General features: G+C 64.5%; 20 protein-coding genes. 6 read left to right on the top strand and 14 right to left on the bottom strand.

Annotation, left to right across the window (positions count from 1 at the left end):
• The first annotated feature begins 10 nt into the window (after positions 1-10).
• From EN874_RS16005 to EN874_RS15990, 4 genes are all read left to right on the top strand, one after another.
• Positions 11-1,051: a sulfate/molybdate ABC transporter ATP-binding protein gene (locus EN874_RS16005; RefSeq protein ID WP_127425608.1), complete on the top strand. Its 1,041-nt coding sequence runs from the start codon at positions 11-13 to the stop codon at positions 1,049-1,051.
• A gap of 205 nt (positions 1,052-1,256) precedes the next feature.
• Positions 1,257-2,243 carry a sulfate ABC transporter substrate-binding protein gene (locus EN874_RS16000; RefSeq protein WP_127425607.1) on the top strand — a complete coding sequence of 329 codons (987 nt, stop codon included), beginning with the start codon at positions 1,257-1,259 and terminating at the stop codon, positions 2,241-2,243.
• A gap of 247 nt (positions 2,244-2,490) precedes the next feature.
• Complete coding sequence (locus EN874_RS15995) at positions 2,491-2,940, top strand: Rrf2 family transcriptional regulator (protein ID WP_126088394.1); 450 nt, start codon at positions 2,491-2,493, stop codon at positions 2,938-2,940.
• A gap of 96 nt (positions 2,941-3,036) precedes the next feature.
• Positions 3,037-4,188 (top strand): hypothetical protein, encoded by a 1,152-nt coding sequence (locus tag EN874_RS15990; protein WP_127425606.1) that lies wholly within the window; start codon positions 3,037-3,039, stop codon positions 4,186-4,188.
• Positions 4,189-4,257: 69 nt separating this feature from the next.
• Here the strand turns inward: EN874_RS15990 and EN874_RS15985 are convergent, their stop codons facing one another.
• The 10 genes from EN874_RS15985 to EN874_RS15940 all read right to left on the bottom strand — a co-directional run bounded on the left by EN874_RS15985 (position 4,258) and on the right by EN874_RS15940 (position 16,607).
• A complete protein-coding gene (locus EN874_RS15985) occupies positions 4,258-4,767 on the bottom strand; it encodes a gluconokinase (RefSeq protein ID WP_245513588.1) in 510 nt (169 codons plus the stop codon).
• Between the two features lie 14 nt (positions 4,768-4,781).
• Entirely contained in the window at positions 4,782-5,768 is a 987-nt protein-coding gene (locus EN874_RS15980) for an ABC transporter permease (protein WP_126088392.1), read from the bottom strand.
• Positions 5,765-6,745: an ABC transporter permease gene (locus EN874_RS15975; protein ID WP_127425605.1), complete on the bottom strand. Its 981-nt coding sequence runs from the start codon at positions 6,743-6,745 to the stop codon at positions 5,765-5,767. Before EN874_RS15975 ends, EN874_RS15980 begins: the two co-directional genes overlap by 4 nt.
• Positions 6,742-8,289 (bottom strand): sugar ABC transporter ATP-binding protein, encoded by a 1,548-nt coding sequence (locus tag EN874_RS15970; protein ID WP_127425604.1) that lies wholly within the window; start codon positions 8,287-8,289, stop codon positions 6,742-6,744. Before EN874_RS15970 ends, EN874_RS15975 begins: the two co-directional genes overlap by 4 nt.
• Positions 8,290-8,367: 78 nt before the next feature.
• A complete protein-coding gene (locus EN874_RS15965) occupies positions 8,368-9,492 on the bottom strand; it encodes a sugar ABC transporter substrate-binding protein (protein WP_127425603.1) in 1,125 nt (374 codons plus the stop codon).
• Positions 9,493-9,786: 294 nt separating this feature from the next.
• Complete coding sequence (locus tag EN874_RS15960) at positions 9,787-10,815, bottom strand: LacI family DNA-binding transcriptional regulator (RefSeq protein ID WP_127425602.1); 1,029 nt, start codon at positions 10,813-10,815, stop codon at positions 9,787-9,789.
• A 192-nt stretch (positions 10,816-11,007) separates the two neighbouring features.
• On the bottom strand, positions 11,008-11,790 hold the full coding sequence (locus tag EN874_RS15955) for an ATP-binding cassette domain-containing protein (RefSeq protein ID WP_127425601.1): 783 nt from the start codon (positions 11,788-11,790) through the stop codon (positions 11,008-11,010).
• Positions 11,783-14,032 (bottom strand): ABC transporter permease, encoded by a 2,250-nt coding sequence (locus EN874_RS15950; RefSeq protein WP_127425600.1) that lies wholly within the window; start codon positions 14,030-14,032, stop codon positions 11,783-11,785. The genes EN874_RS15955 and EN874_RS15950 overlap by 8 nt, the downstream gene beginning before the upstream one ends.
• 77 nt (positions 14,033-14,109) lie before the next feature.
• Positions 14,110-15,192, bottom strand: coding sequence for a substrate-binding domain-containing protein (locus EN874_RS15945; protein ID WP_127425599.1), 1,083 nt, complete (start codon positions 15,190-15,192; stop codon positions 14,110-14,112).
• 242 nt (positions 15,193-15,434) lie between these two features.
• Positions 15,435-16,607 (bottom strand): MFS transporter, encoded by a 1,173-nt coding sequence (locus EN874_RS15940; protein WP_245513597.1) that lies wholly within the window; start codon positions 16,605-16,607, stop codon positions 15,435-15,437.
• 218 nt (positions 16,608-16,825) lie between these two features.
• Here EN874_RS15940 and EN874_RS15935 point away from each other — a divergent pair, with 218 nt between their 5' ends.
• Complete coding sequence (locus tag EN874_RS15935) at positions 16,826-17,113, top strand: DUF3175 domain-containing protein (RefSeq protein WP_126088384.1); 288 nt, start codon at positions 16,826-16,828, stop codon at positions 17,111-17,113.
• Here the strand turns inward: EN874_RS15935 and EN874_RS15930 are convergent, their stop codons facing one another.
• Together EN874_RS15930 and EN874_RS15925 are read right to left on the bottom strand one after the other, a co-directional pair.
• Positions 17,114-17,893, bottom strand: coding sequence for a FadR/GntR family transcriptional regulator (locus EN874_RS15930; RefSeq protein ID WP_127425597.1), 780 nt, complete (start codon positions 17,891-17,893; stop codon positions 17,114-17,116).
• Positions 17,894-17,994: 101 nt separating this feature from the next.
• Positions 17,995-18,891: an NAD(P)-dependent oxidoreductase gene (locus EN874_RS15925; protein WP_127425596.1), complete on the bottom strand. Its 897-nt coding sequence runs from the start codon at positions 18,889-18,891 to the stop codon at positions 17,995-17,997.
• Positions 18,892-18,917: 26 nt separating this feature from the next.
• Between EN874_RS15925 and EN874_RS15920 the strand changes: the two genes are divergently transcribed.
• Positions 18,918-19,988, top strand: a complete 1,071-nt coding sequence (locus tag EN874_RS15920; RefSeq protein WP_348631730.1) for an NAD(P)-dependent oxidoreductase — start codon at positions 18,918-18,920, stop codon at positions 19,986-19,988.
• Between the two features lie 20 nt (positions 19,989-20,008).
• On the opposite strand, the gene EN874_RS15915 is transcribed toward EN874_RS15920, so the two are convergent.
• Together EN874_RS15915 and EN874_RS15910 are read right to left on the bottom strand one after the other, a co-directional pair.
• A complete protein-coding gene (locus EN874_RS15915; protein WP_127425595.1) occupies positions 20,009-20,776 on the bottom strand; it encodes a FadR/GntR family transcriptional regulator in 768 nt (255 codons plus the stop codon).
• A 161-nt stretch (positions 20,777-20,937) separates the two neighbouring features.
• Entirely contained in the window at positions 20,938-21,927 is a 990-nt protein-coding gene (locus EN874_RS15910) for a sugar-binding protein (protein ID WP_127425594.1), read from the bottom strand.
• Positions 21,928-22,035: the final 108 nt, after the last annotated feature.

Below are 22,035 nucleotides of genomic sequence, written 5' to 3'. Positions count from 1 at the left end.
AGGTCATTCTATGGAAGTTCGCGTTGTCAACGTGCGCAAGGAGTTTGAGCGGTTTCCGGCGCTCCATGACGTGTCGCTCGACATCAGGTCGGGCGAGCTCATCGCGCTGCTTGGACCGTCCGGCTCCGGCAAGACGACGCTTCTGCGGCTGATCGCCGGCCTGGAACGGCCGACCAAAGGGGCCGTCTTCTTCGGCGACGAGGACGCCTCCCAGAAGTCGATCCAGGAGCGCAATGTCGGTTTCGTCTTCCAGCATTACGCGCTGTTCCGCCACATGACGGTTGCCGACAATATCGGCTTCGGCCTGAAGGTCCGGCATGGAACCGCAAGGCCGTCTGGAAAAGAGATCCGTCGCCGGGCGTCGGAACTGCTCGACCTCGTCCAGCTGTCGGGGCTGGAGAAGCGCTACCCGGCGCAGCTTTCCGGCGGTCAGCGCCAACGCGTGGCGCTTGCGCGCGCCATGGCGATCGAGCCCAAGGTGCTGTTGCTCGACGAGCCGTTCGGCGCCCTCGACGCGCAAGTGCGTCGCGAGTTGCGCCGCTGGCTGCGCGAGATCCACGACGCCACCGGGCATACCACGGTCTTCGTCACGCACGACCAGGAGGAAGCGCTGGAACTCGCCGACCGTGTCGTCGTGATGAGCCAGGGCCGCATCGAGCAGGTCGGCTCGGCCGACGAGATTTACGACGCACCGAACTCGCCCTTCGTCTACTCCTTCATCGGTGAATCGAGCTCGCTGCCGGTCAAGGTCGACAACGGCGAGATCTGGCTCGCCGACCGGCCGATCGGCTTGCCGGCGCCGAACGCTGCCCCCGGCGAGGCACTGCTCTATTTCCGTCCGCACGATGTCGAGCTGCTTGACGGCTGCAGCGGCTGCATCGCCGGCACGGTCGCCGCCAGCCGGCGCGTCGCCGGCACCAGACGGGTCGAGCTCGAGGTCGGCGGCGAGCGCCAGCGCGTCGAGATCGAGCTGCCCATCGATCATCCCGCGGCGCAGAAGAGCCGGGTGGCGTTCAGGCCGGGACGCTGGAAGCTTTTCCCGGCTTCCTGACGCATCTTTGCGCCTGCGCTTTCCTGTGGCGCCCGCCAGGCGTCGCGATGAATCCGCCTGGAAAAAAATCCAGCCAAACAGCTGTTCGGGCGGCGCCTTTTTTCCTCGCTCCCGCCATCCACTCGGAGTGCGTGCCTCGTCGGACCAGGCTTTCCTTATTATGGTCGCATCATAGTTTCTGATTATTCCGAAGGAGACTCGCTCCATGAAGCGCTTATTGCTTGGCGTCACCGCTTTCGTCGGCCTCGTTCTCGCTTCCGCCCAGGCCTGGTCAGCCGACAGGCTCCTGAACGCGTCCTACGACGTTGGCCGCGAATTGTTCGCCGATATCAACAAGGCCTTCATCGCCCAGCATCCCGGCGTGACGATCGATCAGTCCCATGCCGGCGCCTCGGCTCAGGCGCGCGCCGTCGCCGACGGCCTGGGTGCCGATGTCGTCACTCTCAACCAGGTCACCGACGTCGATTTCCTGGTCAAGAAGGGCCTCGTTTCCGCCGACTGGCAGAAGGATTTCCCCGACAACGCCTCGCCCTTCTATTCGCTGCCGTCCTTTCTGGTCCGCGCCGGCAATCCCAAGCACATCAAGGACTGGAACGATCTTGTCCGCGACGACGTGCAGGTTATCTTCCCCAATCCGAGAACCTCGGGCAATGCGCGCTACACCTATCTCGCCGCCACCGCCTACGCCAAGGAGGCCTTCAAGGGCGACGACGCCAAGGTAAAGGAGTTCATCGCCAAGCTGTTCAACAACGTTCCGATCTTCGACACCGGCGGCCGTGCCTCCACCACCACCTTCGTGCAGCACGAGATCGGCGACGTGCTGATCACCTTCGAATCCGAAACGCGCGGGATCCGCAAGGAATATGGCGACAGCAAGTTCGAGCAGGTCACGCCCTCGGTCAGCCTGCTGGCCGAATTCCCGGTGGCGATCGTCGACAAAGTCGCCGACGAGCACGGCAGCCGCGATCTCGCCAAGACCTATCTCGACTTTCTCTATTCGGCCGAGGGCCAGGACATTGCCGCCCGCGATGGCCTGCGGGTGCGCGACACGTCGGTCGCCGCCAAGTACAAGGCCGACTTCCCCGACGTCCGCCTGCTGACGGTGCAGGACGTCTTCGGCGGTTGGGACAAGGTGCAGAAAGAGCATTTCGCGGCAGGCGGCCTGCTCGATCAGGCCTATGGCAGCCGATAAGCCTCGACAGGCAAGTACTGGAAAGCCGGCTTCGCCGGCTTTCTTCTTATCTGGAGCCGGCGTCGCTTCCGCCGGCGAAATCATCGCGGCCAATGTGAAAAACGTTACGAAGAATCAACGCGTTTGTGCCTAAACCTGCGTTGACGAATTGTTGTGCCAAATCGCCTCGCGCGGCCAGACTGTCATGATTTGCACACAAACAACCGCCAGATGCAGGGCGATTGGGGTTTGATGAACTGAATCGGGCATGCTGACCAAAAAAGGCAAATACGGCCTCAAGGCCCTCGTGCATCTTTCCACCCTGCCGGCTGGCCAGCTTGCATTCGTCAACGACATTGCGGTCGCCAACAACATCCCGAAGAAGTTCCTGGATGCCATCCTCGGCGAACTGCGCAATGCCGGTTTCGTGCAGAGCCGCAAGGGCAAGGAAGGCGGCTACCGCCTCGCCAGGCCCGCTTCCGAGATCAAGATCGGCCATGTCGTGCGCGTGCTCGACGGACCGCTGGCGCCGATCCCGTGCGCCAGCCGCACGCAATACCAGCGCTGCGAGGATTGCGACGAGGCGACCTGCCAGGTCCGCCACATGATGCTGGAAGTGCGCCAGGCGATCGCCGAGGTGCTCGACAATCGCAGCCTCGCTGCCATGCGTGACGCCGACAACGACGATTTCCCTGCAGAGCTGACGTCGCAGATCTGATCGACCAGGCCGCGCTGCCATGCCGTGGTTGTCTATCTGCGACGGACGCAGTAAAGCGGCTGACGGATGGAAGAAGATCCTGGGGGTATCCGACGCATGAGGCTGCCTTGGCTTGGCAAGTCCCGCAGGGCCAAACGGCAACCGTCATCCGCCAGCATCTACCATACCGAGGTCATCGCCGACGTGTCAGTGCCGGACCGCGGCGAGACCGTCCGCTTCTTCAGCCGCAAGCTCGTCCGCCCCGGCAAGTTGCGCAGCGTCTCCAACAAGGATCTGCGCGAAAGCCTGCTTTCCCTGTTCTATCTCGGCGTGGCGGCGTTCCTGCCGGTCGCCTGGTGGGCGCCGATCTGCGATTGGGTTTCGACGCTTCGGCGCAAGCGCCATTTTCGCAAGGAATTCGCGCGCTATGACGTCGCGATCAAAGCAGTGCTTGGCGATGACGTCGACACGCGAAGCCTGTTCAGGGGCCATCTCGCCGCCGCGCATCGCCGCCGCCTGATGCTTGCCGCTCATCTGGTGCCTGGCAGGCGCTGGTCGCCGGCTATCCGGCTGGACGGGCTCGACGGCTTGCGCGAAGCCTTGCAGCGCGGCCGCGGCGCCATCGTCTGGTGCGATCAGTTCATCGCCCAGACCATCATCGGCAAGCGCGCCCTCTTCGAAGCCGGCATCGAAGCGCACCAGGTGAGCGTCAACTTCCACGGCTTCTCGGAAAGCAAATTCGGCCTGCATGTGATCAACAGGCCGCTGGTCGAGGTCGAAAACCGCTTCCTGAAAAGCCGCATCGTCTTCGAGCGCGCCGACGCCTACCAGGTCACGGCCCGCATCCAGAAGACGCTGAAGGAGAACGGCGTCGTGTTGATGACCAACACCATCCACGCCGGCTCCACCTTCACCGAGATCGCCATGGGCGATCGTGGCTGGACGCACCTTGCCTCGGCGCCGGCGAATTTCGCGGCCCGCGCAGGTGCAGCACTGTTTGCCATGTCGACCCTGGAGGCGGCGCCTTTTCGTGAGTACCGGGCGATCGTCAGCCCGGAACTGAGGCCCGACGCCACCCGATCCGCATCCCTGCCGGCAAAGGAAGTGGCGGCAAAGAACCTGGTCCTGCAGGCGGGCTACATCCTGCTAAAGCGCGACCGCCTGCTAGAGGTTGTCAAACTATACCCCGAGCAGATGATGGCCTGGTCCGGCGCTTCCCGGCTCACAGGCCAGCAGGATCAACCCGCGATCGGCGGCGACGCTGCCTGAAGCAATTCCAGGAAAGTATGTGACGGTTTTCCGTCCGGAATTGCGTCAAAGCAAAGAGGATAAAGCGGTTCACCGTTTAGCGAGCGCGTCCTTTACGATCCCGGTCACGGTCCGCGTCGCTTCCGCAGTCACCGCCGGCTCGTCCGGGCCCGGCTCTTCCAGGGTCGCGAACTGGTTGTCGACCAGGCTTGCCGGCATGAAGTGGCCCTTGCGGCGCGCGACCCGCCGCCAGGCGGTCTCGCGATCGATCTTCAGATAGAGGAACACGACGCCGGGGCAGAAGCCGCGCAGCCGCTCGCGGTAGCTGCGCTTCAGCGCCGAGCAGGCCGCCACCGCCTTCTGTCCGTCGGCGACGGCGGCGGCGATGCGCCCGCCGATGGCGTCGAGCCAGCCCTCTCGCAACGCATCCGTCAGCGGCTCGCCGCGCGCCATCCGCGCCACGTTTTCCGGCGGATGCAGTCGGTCGCCTTCGATGAAGATCGCGCGCAGCTCTTTGGCCAGCGCCTCGCCGACGGCCGTCTTGCCGCAGCCGGCCACCCCCATCACGACGATGGCCGGCGCTGACCGGATGTCGTTCATTCTTTCAACCACGGTCAGCGACTTGCCGGCGCGCGGCCATAGAGCAGAAGCATGGCGACGATCACGACGCCGTAGATGATCTGGCGTCCCGCCTCCGGCATCTGCATGACCGACAGGATCGATTGCAGCAGCGTGATCAGGATCACGCCGGCGACGGTGCCGAGATAGGAGCCGCGGCCGCCGAGGATCGAGGTGCCGCCCAGCACCACCGCGGCGATCGACGGCAAGAGATAGGCGTCGCCCATCGACTGCGCGGCCTTCGAGGCGTAGCCCGCAAGCAGGACGCCCCCGAAGGCCGACAGTCCGCCGGACACGGCAAAGGCGATCAGCACGACGCGGCGCGTGTCGATGCCGGAAAGATAGGCGGCGCGCTCGCGATTGCCGATGCCGTAGACGGCGCGGCCGAAGCTGGTGCGTGTCAGCACGAAGACCATCGCGGCCCCTATCAGCGCCCAGATGATCACGGCGTTCGGCACCGCCGGAATGGCAAAACCGGTCGCGAGGTAGCGCATCGCTGCCGTCGCCGCATCCTGCGGCGAGAACCCGCCGGTATAGACCACCATCAGCCCTTGCGCGACGGCGTTGGTGGCCAAGGTGATGATCATCGAGGGAATGCGCAGATAAGCGACGCCGACGCCGTTGACGATGCCGATGGCAACGCCGCACAGGATGCCGAACGGGATGGCGAGCGCGACGCCGACCGGCCCGTAGGCAGCGGCCGCGCAGGCCATCATCGCGCCAGTCGCCACGGACCACGGCACCGACAGGTCGATCTGCCCGAGCAGGATCACCAGCATCATGCCGGTGGCGATCACGCCGAGGAACGAGGCGACCTTCAGCTGCTGCAGGAGATATTCCGGCGAAAGAAAACTGCGCGAATAGAGGCTGCCCACCAAAAGCAGGATCACGATGCAGGCAAAGGCGGTGACCACCGCGGGGTCGGCGCGTCGGATAAATTTCGGCATGCGGCCGGCGATGCCGCCAAGCGTCGTTTCGCTCACAGGAACCACTCCAGCCGGTTGCGCACCCTGAACAGCGCGAAGGCGCCGAGGCTGACCGCGATCAACAGAATAACGCCCTGGAACAGAGGCTGCCAGAGCGGATCGAAGTCGAAGACGAACAGCAGGTCGCCGATGGTGCGGAAGGCAAGCGCGCCGAAGATCGCGCCGATGGCGCTGCCCTTGCCGCCGAACAGCGACACGCCGCCGAGCACGACGGCTGCGATCGAGAACAGCGTGTAGGCGTTGCCGCTCGCATAGGCCGCCTCGCCCGTATAAGTGAAGAAGGTGAGGAACAATCCGCCGATCGCGGCGAGCAGCCCGGCCAGCGTGTAGGCAAGGAACTTGCCCCTGCGGATCGGCACGCCCGACATATAGGCCGCTGTCTCCGACGAGCCCGCCGCGTATGCGGCGCGGCCGAGTTCGGAGCGGCTGAACGGCACCCAGACGATGAGCACGACGACGAACAGCGCCACCAGGCTCGCCGGCACGACGCCGAAGAAGCGCCCGGTCAGGAAATCGGCGAGGTCTTCATTGACCGAACCGCCGGGAACCGGCCGCAGCAGCAAGGCAAGGCCGAAATAGACGGCACTTGTGGCAATTGTCGCGACGATCGGCTGCAAACGGCCGTAGATGACGATCGCGCCGTTGACAGCGCCGCAGATGAGCCCGGTGCCCAGCACGGCCACCACGCCGAGCGCGGTTTCGAGGCCGGTGCCGATCACCAGCCAGGAAGCCATGCAGTTGGTCAGCGTGAAGATCATGCCGACCGAGAGATCGATGCCGGCGGTGATCACCACCAGCGTCTGCGCCATGGCGACAAAGGCAAGCAGCACCCCCTTGTTGGCTGCCGTCTGCACGACATTGGCGGTAAAGCCGGCCGGGTGGTTACCGCTGTAGATGGCGAACATGACCATGAAGATGCCGAACGCGAGCAATGTTCCGCGCTGCTCGGCAAGCCAGTAGCGCCAGTCTTTCACGCGCCCTCTCCCTGTCCCACGCGGGCGTCATCGCCGTGGATGTTCAGCGCGCTGGCGATCAGAGCGCGCTCGGTGATGTCGGCGCCGACCAGTTCGCGTTTGACCGCGCCGTCATAGAGCACCAGCACGCGGTCGCAGCAGCCGATCAGTTCGTCATAGTCGGTCGAATAGAACAGGATTGCGGCGCCGGCGTCGGCCAGCTTGCGCATCAACTGGTAGAGCTCCTGCTTGGTGCCGACATCGATGCCGCGTGTCGGATCGTTGAGCAGGATGATGCGCGGCTGCCGCATCAGCCATTTGGCGATCACCACCTTCTGCTGGTTGCCGCCGGACAGCGCGCCGACCGGAATGTCGAGGCCCGCCGTCTTGATGGCCAGCAGCCCGACCATGTCGTCGATCAGCCGCTGCTCGGCGCCGCGGTCGATGACGCCCGCTTTCGACAGCCGGTCGAGCGCCGCGAAGGACAGGTTCTCGCGCACCGTCATCGGCAGCATCAGCCCTTCGGTCTTGCGATCTTCCGGGATCAGCGCCATGCCGACGCGGTCGTCGCTCGCAGCGGAAGGGCTGGCGATCGAAACCGGCTTGCCGTCGACCAGCATCTGCCCGGAAAGACCGCGCAGCACGCCGAAGAAGGCGAGCAGCAGTTCGCGCTGGCCCTGGCCGTCGAGACCGCCGAGCCCGACCACCTCTCCGGCCGCGATCGACAACGAGACGTTGTCCAGCCGGTCGCTCCACGAGAGGTTGCGCGCCTCCAGCACCGGGACGGTGCCCGCCTGAGACCGGGCTGGCTTCGACGGGAAGATGTGGCTGTATTCGCGGCCGATCATCAGCTCGACGACTTCGTTGTCGCTCTTCGAGCCAGCCGCGTAGCTGGCCACATTGCGGCCGTTGCGGAACACCGTGCACTGGTCGGCAAGCTCGGCGATCTCGTTCATGCGATGCGAGATGTAGAGCAGCGCCAGCCCTTCCTCGCGCAGGCGCTTGAGCACGCCGAATATCTTGGCGACATCGGCCGCCGTCAGCGCCGAGGTCGCTTCGTCGAGGATCAGGATGCGCGGCTTCCTGGCCAGCGCCTTGGCGATCTCGACCATCTGCCGGCGCGACAGCGGCAGATCCTTGACCAGCGCCAGCGGATGGATGTCGGAAGCGCCGGCGCGCGCCAGCGCCTCTTCCGCGATGCGCCGCTGCGCCTTGCGGTCGATCATGCCGAAGCGTTTAGGCGGATCGGAAATGACGATGTTGTCGGCGACGCTGAGCTCCGGGATGAGCGACAGCTCCTGGAAGATGCAGACGATGCCGGCGTGGTTCGCGGCCGCCGGCGATGCGAAGGTCACGTCGCGGCCCTCGAGCGTCATGCGGCCTTCGTCGGGCGCCACGACGCCCGCCATCACCTTGATCAGCGTCGACTTGCCGGCGCCGTTTTCGCCGAGGATGGCGTGGATGCTGCCGGCCGTCACCGTGAGGTCGGCCTTTTCCAGGGCCCGTACGCCGCCAAAGCGCTTGGATATGCCTTCCATATGGAAAAGCGGAGCCGCGCCGTCCATCAGCCCTCCCCAGGCCGGTTTGCGATTGGCTTCAAGGCAGCCGGCGCCGCGGTTTCCCCGCGGCGCCGGTTGATCAGGCTACTTGTTTTCCTTGGTCTGGCCCATGATTTCCTGCGCGGTGAAATTGATGCCGCAGGTCGGGAAGGAATTGCCGACGAAGAAATTGTCGGACTGGTCGGGGAAGAAATCCTGCCCCGCCTTGAAGTTCGGATCCTCGACGATGGCCAAAGGCAGCTTGACCGACTGCGGCACGACATTGCCTTCGAGGGCTGCGATGGCCGTCTTGATGGCGACCGCGACCTGGGCCGGGCCGGTGCCGGCCGAAGAGCATTTCAGCCCATCGCCGGCGTGCGCCGCGCAGAACTTGCGGAAGCCGTTTTCCGTCTCGCCGCCGAACGGCACGAACGGATGCTTGGCGTCGATCATCGCCTGCACGATGCCGGTGTCGCCGCCCTGTCCGGTGATGCCGACGAACGGCCCGCTGGTGGCGATCGCGTCGGCGGTGGCCTTTTGCGCCACGCCGTCATCCCATTTGCCGACGACTTCGGTGACATCCCACTTCTTGCCGGACCCGTCGAGCACCTCATGGATGCCGTTGTGGCGGTCGGTGTCGACGGAGGTACCGGCAACGCCGCGCACCTCGAGCACCTTGCCGCCATTCGGCACGTGCGAGACCAGCCACTTGCCCCACAACTCGCCGAGGCCTTTCTGGTCGACGTTGACGTTGATGGCGTCCTTGGTGTCGAGGATGTTGTCGAAGGCGACGAGAATGACGCCGGCTTCCTTGGCACGCTTGATGACCGGCCCGAAGGCAGTCGGATTCTGGGCGTTGACGACGATCGCATCAAAGCCGGAATCGATGAAGTTGTTGATCGCCGAAATCTGCGCCGGCACGTCCTCGCCGGTCGACACCACTTTGAATTCCTTCAACTTCTTGGCGACGTCCGGCTGCGCGGCATAGGCCTTGGCAGTCTGGATCATCTGGATGCGCCAGGTATTGGCGATATAGCCGTTGGCGAGCGCGATGCGATATGGCCCGTCTTTCTTCGGAAACTTGAAGAACTGCGTGTCGGCCGCCCACGGCGCGAAGCAGTCCGGCTCTGCCGACGGGCCCTTGACGATTTCCGGATCGGCGATCGCCGAAGAGCTCAGCATGACGAATGCAGTGGCGGCAATGACGCCGCCAACGAGTGACTTGATCATCGGTATTCCTCCCAGTTGCAGTTCTGCTTGTTGATGCAGTCCCGACACCGTCGGCCAGCACCCTCCCGCCAGCCCGATGCGTTTTCGAGGTGGCTTGCGCCGTCCCTCTTCTTCCCCCTTCCGTCCCTCCAGGCGGCTCACAAAACTATCATATTATACATAATAAACAAGCATGAGCTGTTGCTTATGTATAATAAACAGCCCTGTTTCGCCGATGTCATACTTGGCGGAAAATATGGTAGCGCTACCATATTTAGGTGTAAACCGGCATTCGCACAGTCGCCTCTGCGTGTTTCAACGCGCGGTGCTCTCGCGGCGTATGAGCTCGAAACCGAGGTCGACAACCCGTTGCTGCGGCCGCTGTCCGGCGATCGCGGCGAGCGCCATCGCCACGGCCCGGCGGCCGATTTCGTAGCGATGCGTGCGAATGCTGGTGACCGACGGGAAAGCCGCCTGCATCATGTCGAGGTCGTTGAAGCCGATAATGCCGATGGTCTTCGGCACCGCGATCGCAGCGCGGTGGCATTCGAACAGCACGCCGAGCGCGATGTCGTCATTGTTGCAGAAGACGCCATCGAGCGACGGCATCTTGGCCAGCGCGTCGCGCAGGAGCTCGCGGCCGAGCGTCACGCTGGACAATAGCGGCGTGGTGGTCACCAAGCGGGGATCGAACAGGCCGGCCGCGTCCATCGCCGCGCGATATCCGGCAAGGCGCCGCTGCGAGCGCGGATCCATGCGCGCGCCGATGAAGCCGATGCGCCGATAGCCCGCTTCAATGAGATGCTCGGTCGCCGTCCGGCCGCCGTCGAAATGCGAGAAGCCGACCAGCATGTCGACCGGATCGGGCCCGGTCTCCATCACCTGCACCACCGGGCAGCCAGCCGTCTCCAGGAGCTTTCGCGACAGCGACGTCTGGTCGATGCCGGCAACGATCAGCGCCGCCGGGCGCTGCGGCGCGAACACCTGCAGCAGCCGCTCTTCTTCCAGCCCCGAATAGTGCGTGTTGCCGAGTTGGACGCGGAACGGGCCGTCCGACAGGCTGTCATAGATGCCGCGCACCACTTCGGCGAAGACGTTGTTGGTGAGCGACGGCACCAGCACGCCGAAGACCTCCGCGCGCGCCGAGGCCAGGGCCCGCGCATTCGGATCCGGCACATAGCCGAGCTCGTCGACGGCAGCCTGTATCTGCCGGCGCAGATCTTCCGAAACCCGCCCAGGCTCGCGCAGGGCGCGCGACACGGTGATTGCGCCGACGCCGGCCTTGCGCGCGACGTCGGCAATTGTTGGCCGGCCGCCGCCGCGCCGCGAGCGCGGCCTCGTCACCGCCTTGCCCTTTTTGCACGAAAGGAGCGCAGCGGCGAGTTGAGGATCAACAGCTTAGCCACAGCAGCCATGTTTCGCAGTCCGTCCCATTCCGGTCTGGGTCGCGCAGGCCATGGCCATTGTCAAGCCGACGAATATTGGTTCAGCCCACCCCGGTAGAGGCGATGAGCCCTCAGGCCAACGCTTCGGTGGTCAGACCGCCCTCGCCTGATCGGCCGTAAGCGCCTGCTCCCGCGTGCCGGAGACTATGATTTCAAGGACCTCGTGCTCGTCGGTGTTCCTGACGTGACGGTCGCCGACATTCTCGCCGCGCTTGAGCACCATGACACGGTCGCCTACGGCGAAAATGTCGACCAGCCGATGCGAGATGATGATCTGGGCGACACCCTGCCTTTTCAGTTCCAGCATGGTCTCGAGGAGCCGCTCGGTCGCCATCACCGAGAGATTGGCGGTCGGTTCGTCAAGGATCACGACGCGTGGCTCGAACGAAATCGCGCGGGCAATCGCCACGGATTGCTGGCGGCCGCCCGACAGGCTCTCGACCTTCTGGAAAACGGAGTTCACGTCCACCTTCAGTCGCTTCAGCACGCTGTCGGCTTCCGCGTACATCTTGCGGCGATTGACAAAAGGGCCTTTGCGCGGCCAGCGGCCGAGAAAGATGTTCTGGCCGACATCCATGTTTCCGCAAAGAGCGAAATCCTGGTAGATCATCTCGATGCCCGCATCGCGGCTCTCATGCGGGCTCTTGAAGTGCACCGGTTGGCCGGCGACGAGAATTTCGCCGGCGTCGCGCTGATAGGCGCCGGTCAGTATCTTCATGAGCGTCGACTTGCCGGCCGAGTTGTCGCCGACCAGCCCAAGGATCTCTCCGGGATAGAGCACCAGATCGACTTTCCGAAGCGCCTGAACGGCGCCGAAGGCTTTTTCGATGCCCCGCATTTCCACGATCGGTTGAGGCAGGGCAGCATCAGGCATCGACGGTTTCCCGGGTTCGTGCGCGTCGCGCGAGGCGGGCTCGCAGGCGACCGAAGAGGTTGGCCTGGCGCACCCAGATGTCGATCAGCACCGCGGCAATGAGGATGACGCCGATGAAGACGTTGATCCAATGCTGCGGCATGCTGAAGCCCTGGACATTGAGCTGCAGGAGCGCCCTAACCAGAGTGATCACGGCTGCACCGGCCAGAGAACCCAGCATGGTGCCGTAGCCGCCGAAGATCGACCCGCCGCCGATGATCACCGACGCGATGGCGTCGAGTTCGCGGAACTGGCCTGCAACGGGGTTGAAGCTTCGGAAATAGGCGACGTTGATGATCCCGGCCATCGTCGCGCAGAACGCCGCCAGCATGAGCGAGATGAAGCGCGCCCGATTGGTGTTGATGCCGGCATAGGCGGCGGCGCGCATGTTGCCGCCGGTTGCATAGACCTTTTGCCCGAACGGCGTGTAGGCGAGCACGATGCCGGCAATGAGGGCGACGAAGGCCATCCAGATTGTCTGCACGCTGACCACCTCCGCTACCGTCCTGAGGATGCCGTCGGGAAGCAGGATGCCGAAGTGAAGCAGGATGTCGTTCACCTTGCGGCCTAGCAGGTTGTAGCCTTCCGGCCAGCCCGTAAGCTGCTGGCCGGCGACGAACCATGCAGCGAGGCCGCGGGCGATGTAGAACATGCCAAGCGTGGCGATGAAGGCGGGCAGCTTCAAGCCGACGGCGACGACGGCGTTGACGAGGCCGGCGATCATTCCCGCAAGCAGGCCCATCGCGACGGCAGTGACGGGGTCGGCGTCCAGAACCTTCAGGAAATAGGCCGCGGCGCTGCCGGCGAGCGCCAGCACCGCTCCGACGGAGAGGTCGATGTCGCCAGCCGCGATGACGTAGGTGAGTCCCACCGTGATCAGCGCCAGCTCGGTATAGTTGAGCAGGATCGCGAAAGTGTTGGACAGATTCCACCAGTAATCCGGCCTGAGGAACAGACCCGTGAGCCACAGCACCACCGTCAGGATGACGGCGAGGGCATCGCGCCGGGCGAGGAACTTGCCGAACCCGGTTGCCGACAGCGCGATGTCAGTCGCCATCGCGCCCTTGGTCACGACGCCCTCGAGCGCGACTCCGCCGATCTCGAAGGCGGGCGGCGGCGGCCTTCCGCGCAGCCATGCCCAGAGCCGCGCCGCGACCTGGCGGCGGATCAGATAGGGCTCGATCAGCACGGCGATGACGAGCAGCAGCCCGAGAAAGACTGGTACCGCGCCCACCGGCAGGGAGTAGACGGCGTTGACCGTCACCTCCTCCTCGCCGATCTTGATGGTGCGCGTGATCGGCAAACCCTCGCGCAGCACTTTGTCGAGCAGAACGACCAGCGTGGCGCCGAGGCAGGACCCGGCGACGCGGCCGCGACCGCCGAGAATGGAAGCCCCGCCGATGATCACCGCTGCGATGACGGTCAGTTCGCCGCTGACGCCGTAAAGCGGGGTCACACCCTTGTCCTGAGCGGCCGACAGGAGGCCGGCAACGGTGGCGCAGAGCGACGAGAGCAGATAGGCACGGATGCGCACCCAGTTCGTCGGAATGCCGGCATAGACCGCTGCCTGCTCGTTGCCGCCCGTCGCAAAGGTCTCGTAGCCCCAGCGGGTGTTGGCGAGCACGTAGGCGCCGATCACGGCAACGACCGCGCAGATCGCGATCTGATTGTTGAACCCGAAGACATTCGTCTCGCCGAGATGGAAGAACAGCGGCGCCTCCTTCGCCTTGCCTGGATAGTAGATCGCCTGACCATGCGTCAGGGCGAGGACGAAGCCGCGGCCGATCAAAAGCGTGGTCAAGGTGGCGATGAACGCCGGCACTTTTAGGATGGTGACGAGCACGCCGTTGACGAGGCCGATCGCCATGCCAAGCAGGACGCAGACGACCACCGACGTGACGATGTCGAGATCGGCGAAGCTTGGCGCGAACAGCCTGGCAAAAACGACGGCCACAAGGCCGTAGATGGAGCCGACCGAAAGGTCGAGGTCATTGTTGATGATGACGTAGGTCATTCCGACGGCGATGATGGCGACCCGCGAGGTATCGCGAAGCAACGCATGGAACGCCTCGGGCGAGCCGAAGAACGTCGGATTGACAGCAGCGCCGCCGAGATAGATCAGCGCCAGCAGGGCAAGCAATCCCATTTCCCAGCCGCCGACGAGCTGGGGTGGAAGGGGACGAGCGAGAGCTTCAGCGGGCATCTTCTTGATGAAGGGTTCCGAAGGCCAAAATGCGCGGGAGAAATCCTCCCGCGCCGGGTTCAGGATCGCTTCGACATTCAGTTCTCGAAACGCTTGCCGATCTTTCCAACAGTCTCCTGCGTCACGAGCTGAGCGCGCGTATCAAGATTGGCGGCTGAGATGCCACGGTCGATCTGCAGATAGAGCTGCATGACCGGATAGAAGCCCTGCAGGAAGGGCTGCTGTCCGAGCGCGCCGGTCAGGTCGCCGCTCTTCAACGCATCCTGCTGGGCCGGACCGAGGTCGAAGCCATAGGCACAGATTTTTCCGGTCTTTCCGGTCTGGGCGACGGCCTTAACCAACGCCGGCGTGAAAACGTTGTTGCCGGCGAAGGCGCCGACGACGTCACCGCGCGATTCGAACAGCGTCACGATGCCGTTTACCGGATCGTTGGGATTGGTGTCGATACCTGTGTTCTCGGGACCTGCGTCGACCTTGAAGGCCTCGAGCTTGCCGGCGGCCTTCAGGCCTTTGACGACCGCGTTGAACGCCGAGGTGACGCGATTGTTTACCTCGATGTTGCCCATTGCGGTCGAAGACGGGAAGACGATCGAGCCCTTCTCGATGCCCTTGTCCGCCAGGCACTTGACGAGCGCCTCGCCGGCGATCGCCGCGGCGGAGGCGTCCTGGCCGGTATGGCTGATGCCGCTGCGGTCGAGGATCGTGCCGTCGAAGGAATTGGTCGTTGCTACCGGTATGCCCTTGGCCTCGGCGGCCTTGACGATGTCGTTATAGGCGCCGACCTGGGGCGTTGTCATGATCAGCCCGTCGATCGTCGGATCCTGCACGATCTGATTCAGGATTTCGATCTCGCGGGCCGGGTCGTCAGTCGGAGATTCCGAGCCGAGCAGCAGTATCTTGGCGCCGATCAGATTGCCGGCAGCGGTTGCGCCGACATAGACCGGGTCGAAGAAGCCGTTGCCGGCCGTATGTGTGACGATGGCGAAGGTGAGATGGCCATCGGCCGAATGGAAATCCTTGGTGGTGGGGGCTTCCTTTGCGGCTTCCTCGAAGCTGTAGCCGCCGACTGCTTTCTCGACGCCGCCGGACTGCGCGAAGGCGGAGGGCACGCCGAGCAACAACGCCGCGGCGGATGCCGCGAGCAGGCAAGTACGTCTCATGATTATCCTCCCTTGCATTCAACGGGCGGAAGCCGTTCGAGCGCATTTATTCAGGAGATTTTCCGAGTGCTTCCTCCCACTTCGCAATTTTCCGCCCAAAGCCTGTCCAAGTAAATAGCCTGCTGCATCCAGTATTCGGGCGCGACGTCAAGCGAAAGAGCACGGACGAGTGCCGCCGCCCCACCTGGCCCCTCCCTTTGCGCCGGTAGACAACCTTGCAACAGCCAAGTTGCCGGCGGACTTCAGGCCAGCGCCTCGGCGCTCCGCCTTGCCTTCCATATGAGCAGCAAGATCGCCGCGAGATTGACCAGGTTCCAGGCGATGCCGTTGAGGAACGCGGCGGCGTAGGAGCCGCTGAGATCGTAGATCCAGCCCGACATCCAGCCGCCGACCGCCATGCCGAAGATCGTCGCCATCAAGACGATGCCGACCCGCTGGCCGGCTTCCTTGGCCGGCATGTAGTCGCGCACGATGATCGCGTAGCAGGGCACGATGCCGCCTTGCGACAAGCCGAACACCAGCGAGACGACGTAGAGCGAGGCCAGCCCGTCGAAGGGAATGTAGAACAGCAGCGACAGGCATTGCAGCGCCGAACCGATGATCAAGGTTTTCACCGCGCCGATGCGATCGGCGAGGAAGCCTGAACCGATGCGGCTGACGACGCCCGCCGCCAGCATGATCGACAGCATGTCGGCGCCGCGCGCGACGCCGTAGCCGAGATCCATGCAATAGGCGACGATATGCACCTGCGGCATCGACATCGCCATGCAGCAGCCGAAGCCGGCAATCACCAGCAGCATCTGCAGCGCCGCCGGCGACAGCGAGATCGGCTGCACCGGCCGGCTTCCCGGCGAGCCTTGGGCGGCCTCGCGCGGCGCGCCGCGCCGCAGCATCAGCACCAGCGGCACCATCGTGGCGAGGCAGAAGATGCCGATCGCGGCATAGGTGAAGCGCCAGCCTTCGCCTTGCATGACATAGGGCATCGCCGTCGGCCAGACGGCTCCGGCAAGGTAGCTGCCGGATGCAGCCGCCGTCACCGCGACGCCGCGGCGGCGGTTGAACCAGTGCGAGATGTCGGCGATCAGCGGGCCGAAGATCGCCGATGTGCCGAGGCCGATCAGAAGTCCCTGGATAAGGCTGAAGGCAAGGATCGAGGTGGTCAGCGAGGCGAGCAGGAAGCCCGCGCCGAGCGCCACCGCCGAGACGAGCGCCGGGATCCAGTAGCCCATGCGGTCGATAGCGCGTCCGACCAGCACGTTGCCGGCGGCGAAGCCGACCATGGTCGCGGTGTAGGGCATTGAGGCCGCGGCCCGATCGACGCCGAACTCGGCCTGCACGGCGGGCAGAACCACGACCACCGCCCACATGCCGGCGCCGCCGATCGTCGACAAGAGCATCGAGATGCCGAGCCGCATCCATGCGTAGGCGCTGTCTATGCTGGGGCCACCCGCGCGGCTGGAGACGGTTGTCGTCACGGCGTTTCCTGTCCGCGCGTCCTTGTGATCGGGCGGTCTCGTCCAGTATCGGCGCATTTCCTGTACCGAGCAGCGCCACAAGGGACAAATCGGTGGCTCCAGCAATCGGGAACCGGCCATGCCGCCCGGAGTTGTGCACCCAGGGAAGGAGTTTCGCCATGACCGCCAGCAAGAAATGGTCGGCCGAAGTCACGGAGCACAGCGATGCGCTGGATCTCGAGGAGCACGTCTTCGAATCCGACGACGCCAGGAAGATCGCCGCCTCGTTGAAGCGCTCGGCCGAGCACAGCCATCGCCGCAAGGCAGAGCCGTTTCGGTCCGCGATGTCGATGCTGAATTTCTACATCAACCGCGCCGGCAGGAACCTGCCGGAGGAGCGAAAGCGGGTGCTGGAAAAAGCGAAGGACGAGCTGCGCGTCGCCTTCGGACGCGACAAGGAAGATTGACTACCGGGAGCGGATGACGTCGTCGGTATTGGCAAGCAGCTTGCGCACCGCATTGCGCGCGGCATCCGGCCGTTTCAGCCGGATATTCCTCTCGATCGCCTCGTGCAGCTTCTGGGCGTGCTGCAGGTCGTCCAGCTCGCGGGTCGTATAGGCGAAGAGATGATCGAAGGCAGACTCGATCAGGACGCCCAGCGGCACCAGGAGGTCATTGCCGGAGGCCCGGAGGATGGCGAGATGAAAGCGCGTGTCGGCGCGGGTGCGCTCCTGCAGGTTGGTCGCCTCGCCCATCTCGCGGCAGGCCTGGCTGATCTCGGCCATCTGCTCGTCGGTGCGCCGCATTGCGGCAAACGCCGTCGCCTCCGGCTCGATGATGTGGCGGAACTCCTGCACCGTCTTGAGGAACACCTCGCGGTCGGGCGAGGTCGCGTACCAGGCGAGCACGTCGCGGTCGAGCAGGTTCCAGCGCTCTTTCGGTTCGACCCAGCTGCCGATCTTGGGCCGCGATGACAAAAGGCTCTTGGCCATCAGCATCTTGATCGCCTCGCGCACCGCCGAGCGACTGACGTCGAAGGTTTCAGACCATTTCGCTTCGTTGGGCAGGATGGTGCCGGGCGGATAGTCGCCGCGCACGATCCTGAGACCGATTTCGCTCGCCAGCGAGGTGTGCACGCTGGCGCCGGGGATGCGCGGCGCATCGGGCCGCCGAACGCCCGCCAGACGCTCGGCGAACGCCGTTTTCGCCGGCGGCTTTTTTTCGTTATTCGGCTTTGCGTCGCGCATATATCCAGAAAGTCCGGTTTTCAGAAGCTGTCAAGCACGGCAAAGCCCGCTTTGCCTCAAGGTGCCAGGATGTGCACAGCTCAACCTGTGTTTGTCGCCGCTCACGCGTTTTTGACGTATTTGCGCCAGCTATGTTCGGGCCGGAAGCCCAGCACGTCCCGCGCCTTGCGGTTCGACAGCAGCGTCTCGAATTCACCGAGTTCGGCCTTCACCGGCACGCCTGGATAAAAGCGTTTTAGGAGTTCGGCCGTCGGCTGGTCGGACGAGGTGTCGTCATTGGCAGCGTTGAACACCTGATAGCCCAGTCCGTCCTTCTCGATGGCGCGCAAGGTGATCTGGCCGAGATCGCGGGCATCGATATAGCTCCAGGCGATGCGCTTGCGAAAACCTGGATCGGCGAACCATTTTGGGAAAAGCGCATATTCATGCGGCTCGATGACGTTGCCGATGCGCAGCGCATAGATGTCGAAGCCGCTGCGCAGCGCAAAGGCGCGTGCGGTCTTCTCGTTGACGATCTTCGACAGCGCGTAAGAGTCCATCGGATCGACATCATAGTCCTCATCCAGCGGAAAATGTGTCGGGTTGCGCGGTTCGTTGGCGAAGACCAGGCCGTAGGTCGTCTCGCTGGAGGCGATGATCACCTTGCGGATGCCGAGCTTCACCGCCGCCTCGATCACATTGTAGGTGCCCATCGCATTGATGCGGAACACCTCGTTGTCGGGCGTGATCATGATGCGCGGGATGGCGGCGAAATGCACCACGGCGTCGACCGGCTGCGCCCGCAGTGACGGGTCGAATTCATGCAGCCCCGCATAGCTCGACAGCGCATTGAAAACCTGGCCGCTGTCGGTGATGTCGGTGATCAAAGTGCGCACCTTCGGGTTGTCGAGCGGCCTGGTGTCGATGTTGAGCACCTGGCAGCCATGCTCGACCAGATACTGCACGACGTGACGGCCGGCCTTGCCGCTGCCGCCGGTAAACATGATCCGCTTCGTCATTTTGCTCTCCACATCGCTCGGGAATTATGTGTATTGTCAGACAATATGGGGCTGCGCAATCGCCTGCCAAGCGCGATCGGCGAAAAGCTTCTCAAGCAATCGCCCGCCGGCCGGTCGCGCCCGGCGCCGATCATCAACAAAGACAGGGACGAAACGACATGACCACCACCGCTGCCCGCGAAAACATCGGTTTCATCGGCCTCGGCCTGATGGGGCACGGCATCGCCAAGAACATCGTCGACAAGGGCTATCCGCTCACCTTCCTCGGCCGCAAGAACCGCAAGCCGGCGGAAGACCTGCTCGGTCGCGGCGCAAAGGAAGCGGCCACGTCCAAAGAGGTGGCGGCCGCCTCCGACATCGTCTTCATCTGCGTCACCGGCTCGCGCGAGGTGGAGGCGATCATCCGCGGTCCCGGCGGGCTGAAGGAGGGCTTGCGGAAAGGCTCCGTGGTGGTCGATTGCTCGACGGCCGACCCGACATCCACCGTTGCCTTGGCCGCCGAGCTCAAGGCGCTCGGCGTCGACTATGTCGACGCGCCGCTCAGCCGCACGCCGAAGGAGGCCTGGGAAGGCACGCTCGACGCCATGGTCGGCGCGCCCGATGCGGTGTTCGCCCGGCTGAAGCCGGTGATCGAAACCTGGGCCGGCCGCATCGTGCATATCGGCGACACCGGCGACGGCCACCGCATGAAGCTGCTCAACAATTTCATCTCGCTGGGCTACGCGGCGATCTATTCGGAGGCGCTGGCGCTGGCCGAGAAGGTCGGCATCTCGCCGCCGCGCTTCGACAGCGTGATCCGCAACGGCCGCATGGATTGCGGCTTCTACCAGACCTTCATGCGCTGGACGCTGGACGGCGACCGCGACGCCCACAAATTCTCCATCGCCAATGCCTTCAAGGACCTTACCTATCTGGAATCGATGGCGGGCGCGGCCGGCATTGCCAACCCGCTCGGCAACGCCACCAAGAACTCGTTCGCGACCGCCTTCGCCGCGGGGCCGGCCGAACAGTATGTGCCGATGCTGGCCACCCATATCGGCAAGCTCAACGGCGTCGACCTGATGCCGTCGAAGGATGGCGTGAAGCAGAAGATCTGACGCCGCCGGCGCAAGGGTTCTCAGCGCCGCGACCGCTCGATCACCTCGTCGGTGTTGGCGAGCAGCCTGTGCACCGCGGCCCTGGCGGCGGCCGGACGCTGCAGGCGGATGTTCCGCTCGATCGCCTCGTGCAGCGACTGGGCCCGCCGCTGGTCGCTGTGCTCGCGCGTGACGAAGACGAAGAGATGGTCGAGCGCCGATTCGATCAGCACGCCGAGCGGCACCAGGAGCTCGTTGCCGGAGGCGCGCAGAATGGCGAGATGGAACCGCGTATCGGCGCGCGTGCGCTCCTGGATATGCGCCGCCTCTCCCATCTCGCGGCAGGCCTGGCTGATCTCGACCATCTGCTCGTCGGAGCGCCGCATCGCCGCGAAGGCGGCCGCTTCCGGTTCGATGATGTGGCGGAACTCCTGCACTGTCCTCAGGAACACCTCGCGGTCCGGCGAGGTCGCGTACCAGGCGAGCACGTCGCGGTCGAGCAGGTTCCAGCGTTCCCTCGGCTCGACCCAGCTGCCGATCTTCGGGCGCGACGCAAGCAGGCTCTTGGCCATCAGCATCTTGATGGCCTCGCGCACCGCCGAGCGGCTGACATTGAAGGTTTCCGACCATTTGGCTTCGTTGGGCAGGATGGCGCCTGGCGGATAGTCGCCGCGCACGATCCTGAGGCCGATCTCGCCGGCCAGCGAAGCATGCACGCTGAGACCGGCAATCCGCGTCGCCTCGGACCTGCGGATCGTGGCCGGCTGCGCCGGCTCGGCTAGGCGCTTGCCTGACTTTTCCCGTGGCATCCGCGTTCCGGTGCCTCCCGTCGCGGGCGGAAGTTGCCCGCGAAACATCCGCCAGAAATTCGGACGCGCGAAGCCTGTCGCCTCCTGCCGGGGCAAAGGCCGCGTTCAGCGTCCGAGGGAAAGGTGAAGGGGCGCCCGTAAAAGGCGCCCCGGATCGAAGCCTACTTCTGGATGCAGGTATCGACCGTGTCCTTGGTGCATTCGTCGAGGCCGGTGAAGACCGGATCGTCGACCTTCTTGCCTTCGATCAGGTCGATCATCACCGAAGGCGCCTTGTAGCCCATTTCGAACGGCCGCTGGCCGACCAGCGCGGTCACCAGGCCGTCCCTGGCGATCGCCACCTCGTCGCCGATGGTGTCGGCGGCGCCGATGACGAACTCGTTCTTGGCGATCTTGTCGGCCATCGGCTTGAACAGGTCGCGATAGGGCTGCGGAGCGCCGAACAGCGGCCAGCCGCCCATGATGCCGAACGCGTCGAGCTTCGGATTGGCGGCGAGGATGTCCGTCATCGCCTGCACACCCTTGGCGCCGTCGTCATTGGTGAACACCGGGCAGCCGGCCACCTCGGTCCAGCCGCCTTCGCCGGCGAGCGCCGACAGGCCATCCTTGCCCGACAGCGCATCGCGCATGCCCTGCGCGCGGCGCAGGATGTTGTCGGCGGCCGGATTGCCTTCGATGGTGCAGATCGTGCCGCCATTCGGCTTGGCCTTCTTGATGTATTCGCCGATGCGCTTGCCCATCAGATAGTTGTCGGTGCCGAGATAGGTCTTGCGAAGGGCGGCGTCCTCCTTGGCAAGGTCGGCGTCGACGGTCATGATCGGGATCGACGGATTGGCGCTCTTGATCGTCTGCGCGATCAGCGGCGCGTTGGACGGCGAGATCGCCATCGCCACCGTGTCCGGCTTGCTCAGCATGTCCTGCACGATCTGGGCTTCGCCGGCCTCGTCCGAGGTCGATGCCGGACCGGTGTAGAAGCATTCATATTCGGAGCTGGCGTTCTCCTTGTTCCACTTCTCGCAGCCCTGGTGGATGGCTTCGAAGAACGGGTTGTCGAGACCCTTCACGACAATGACAAGCTGCTTCTTGGCCAAAGCCGGCCCGGCGCCCAGCGCCATGGCGGCGACGGCGGCGAGCAAAAGTGATTTCCTCATAACGTTCCTCCCTTGAAAAAGACGGACACGGCGTGCCCGCCACACCGATCGGTCCGGATGCAAGGACACGGGGATTGCCTCCAACGTCCGTGTCCTGGCCGGGCCGAT

Origin of the sequence: Mesorhizobium sp. M1D.F.Ca.ET.231.01.1.1 (assembly GCF_003999155.2) — a bacterium.
In the GTDB taxonomy this organism is placed as follows: Bacteria; Pseudomonadota; Alphaproteobacteria; order Rhizobiales; family Rhizobiaceae; genus Mesorhizobium.
Note: the sequence above shows the minus strand (reverse complement) of the source record. Positions and strands in the feature narration are given on the sequence as shown.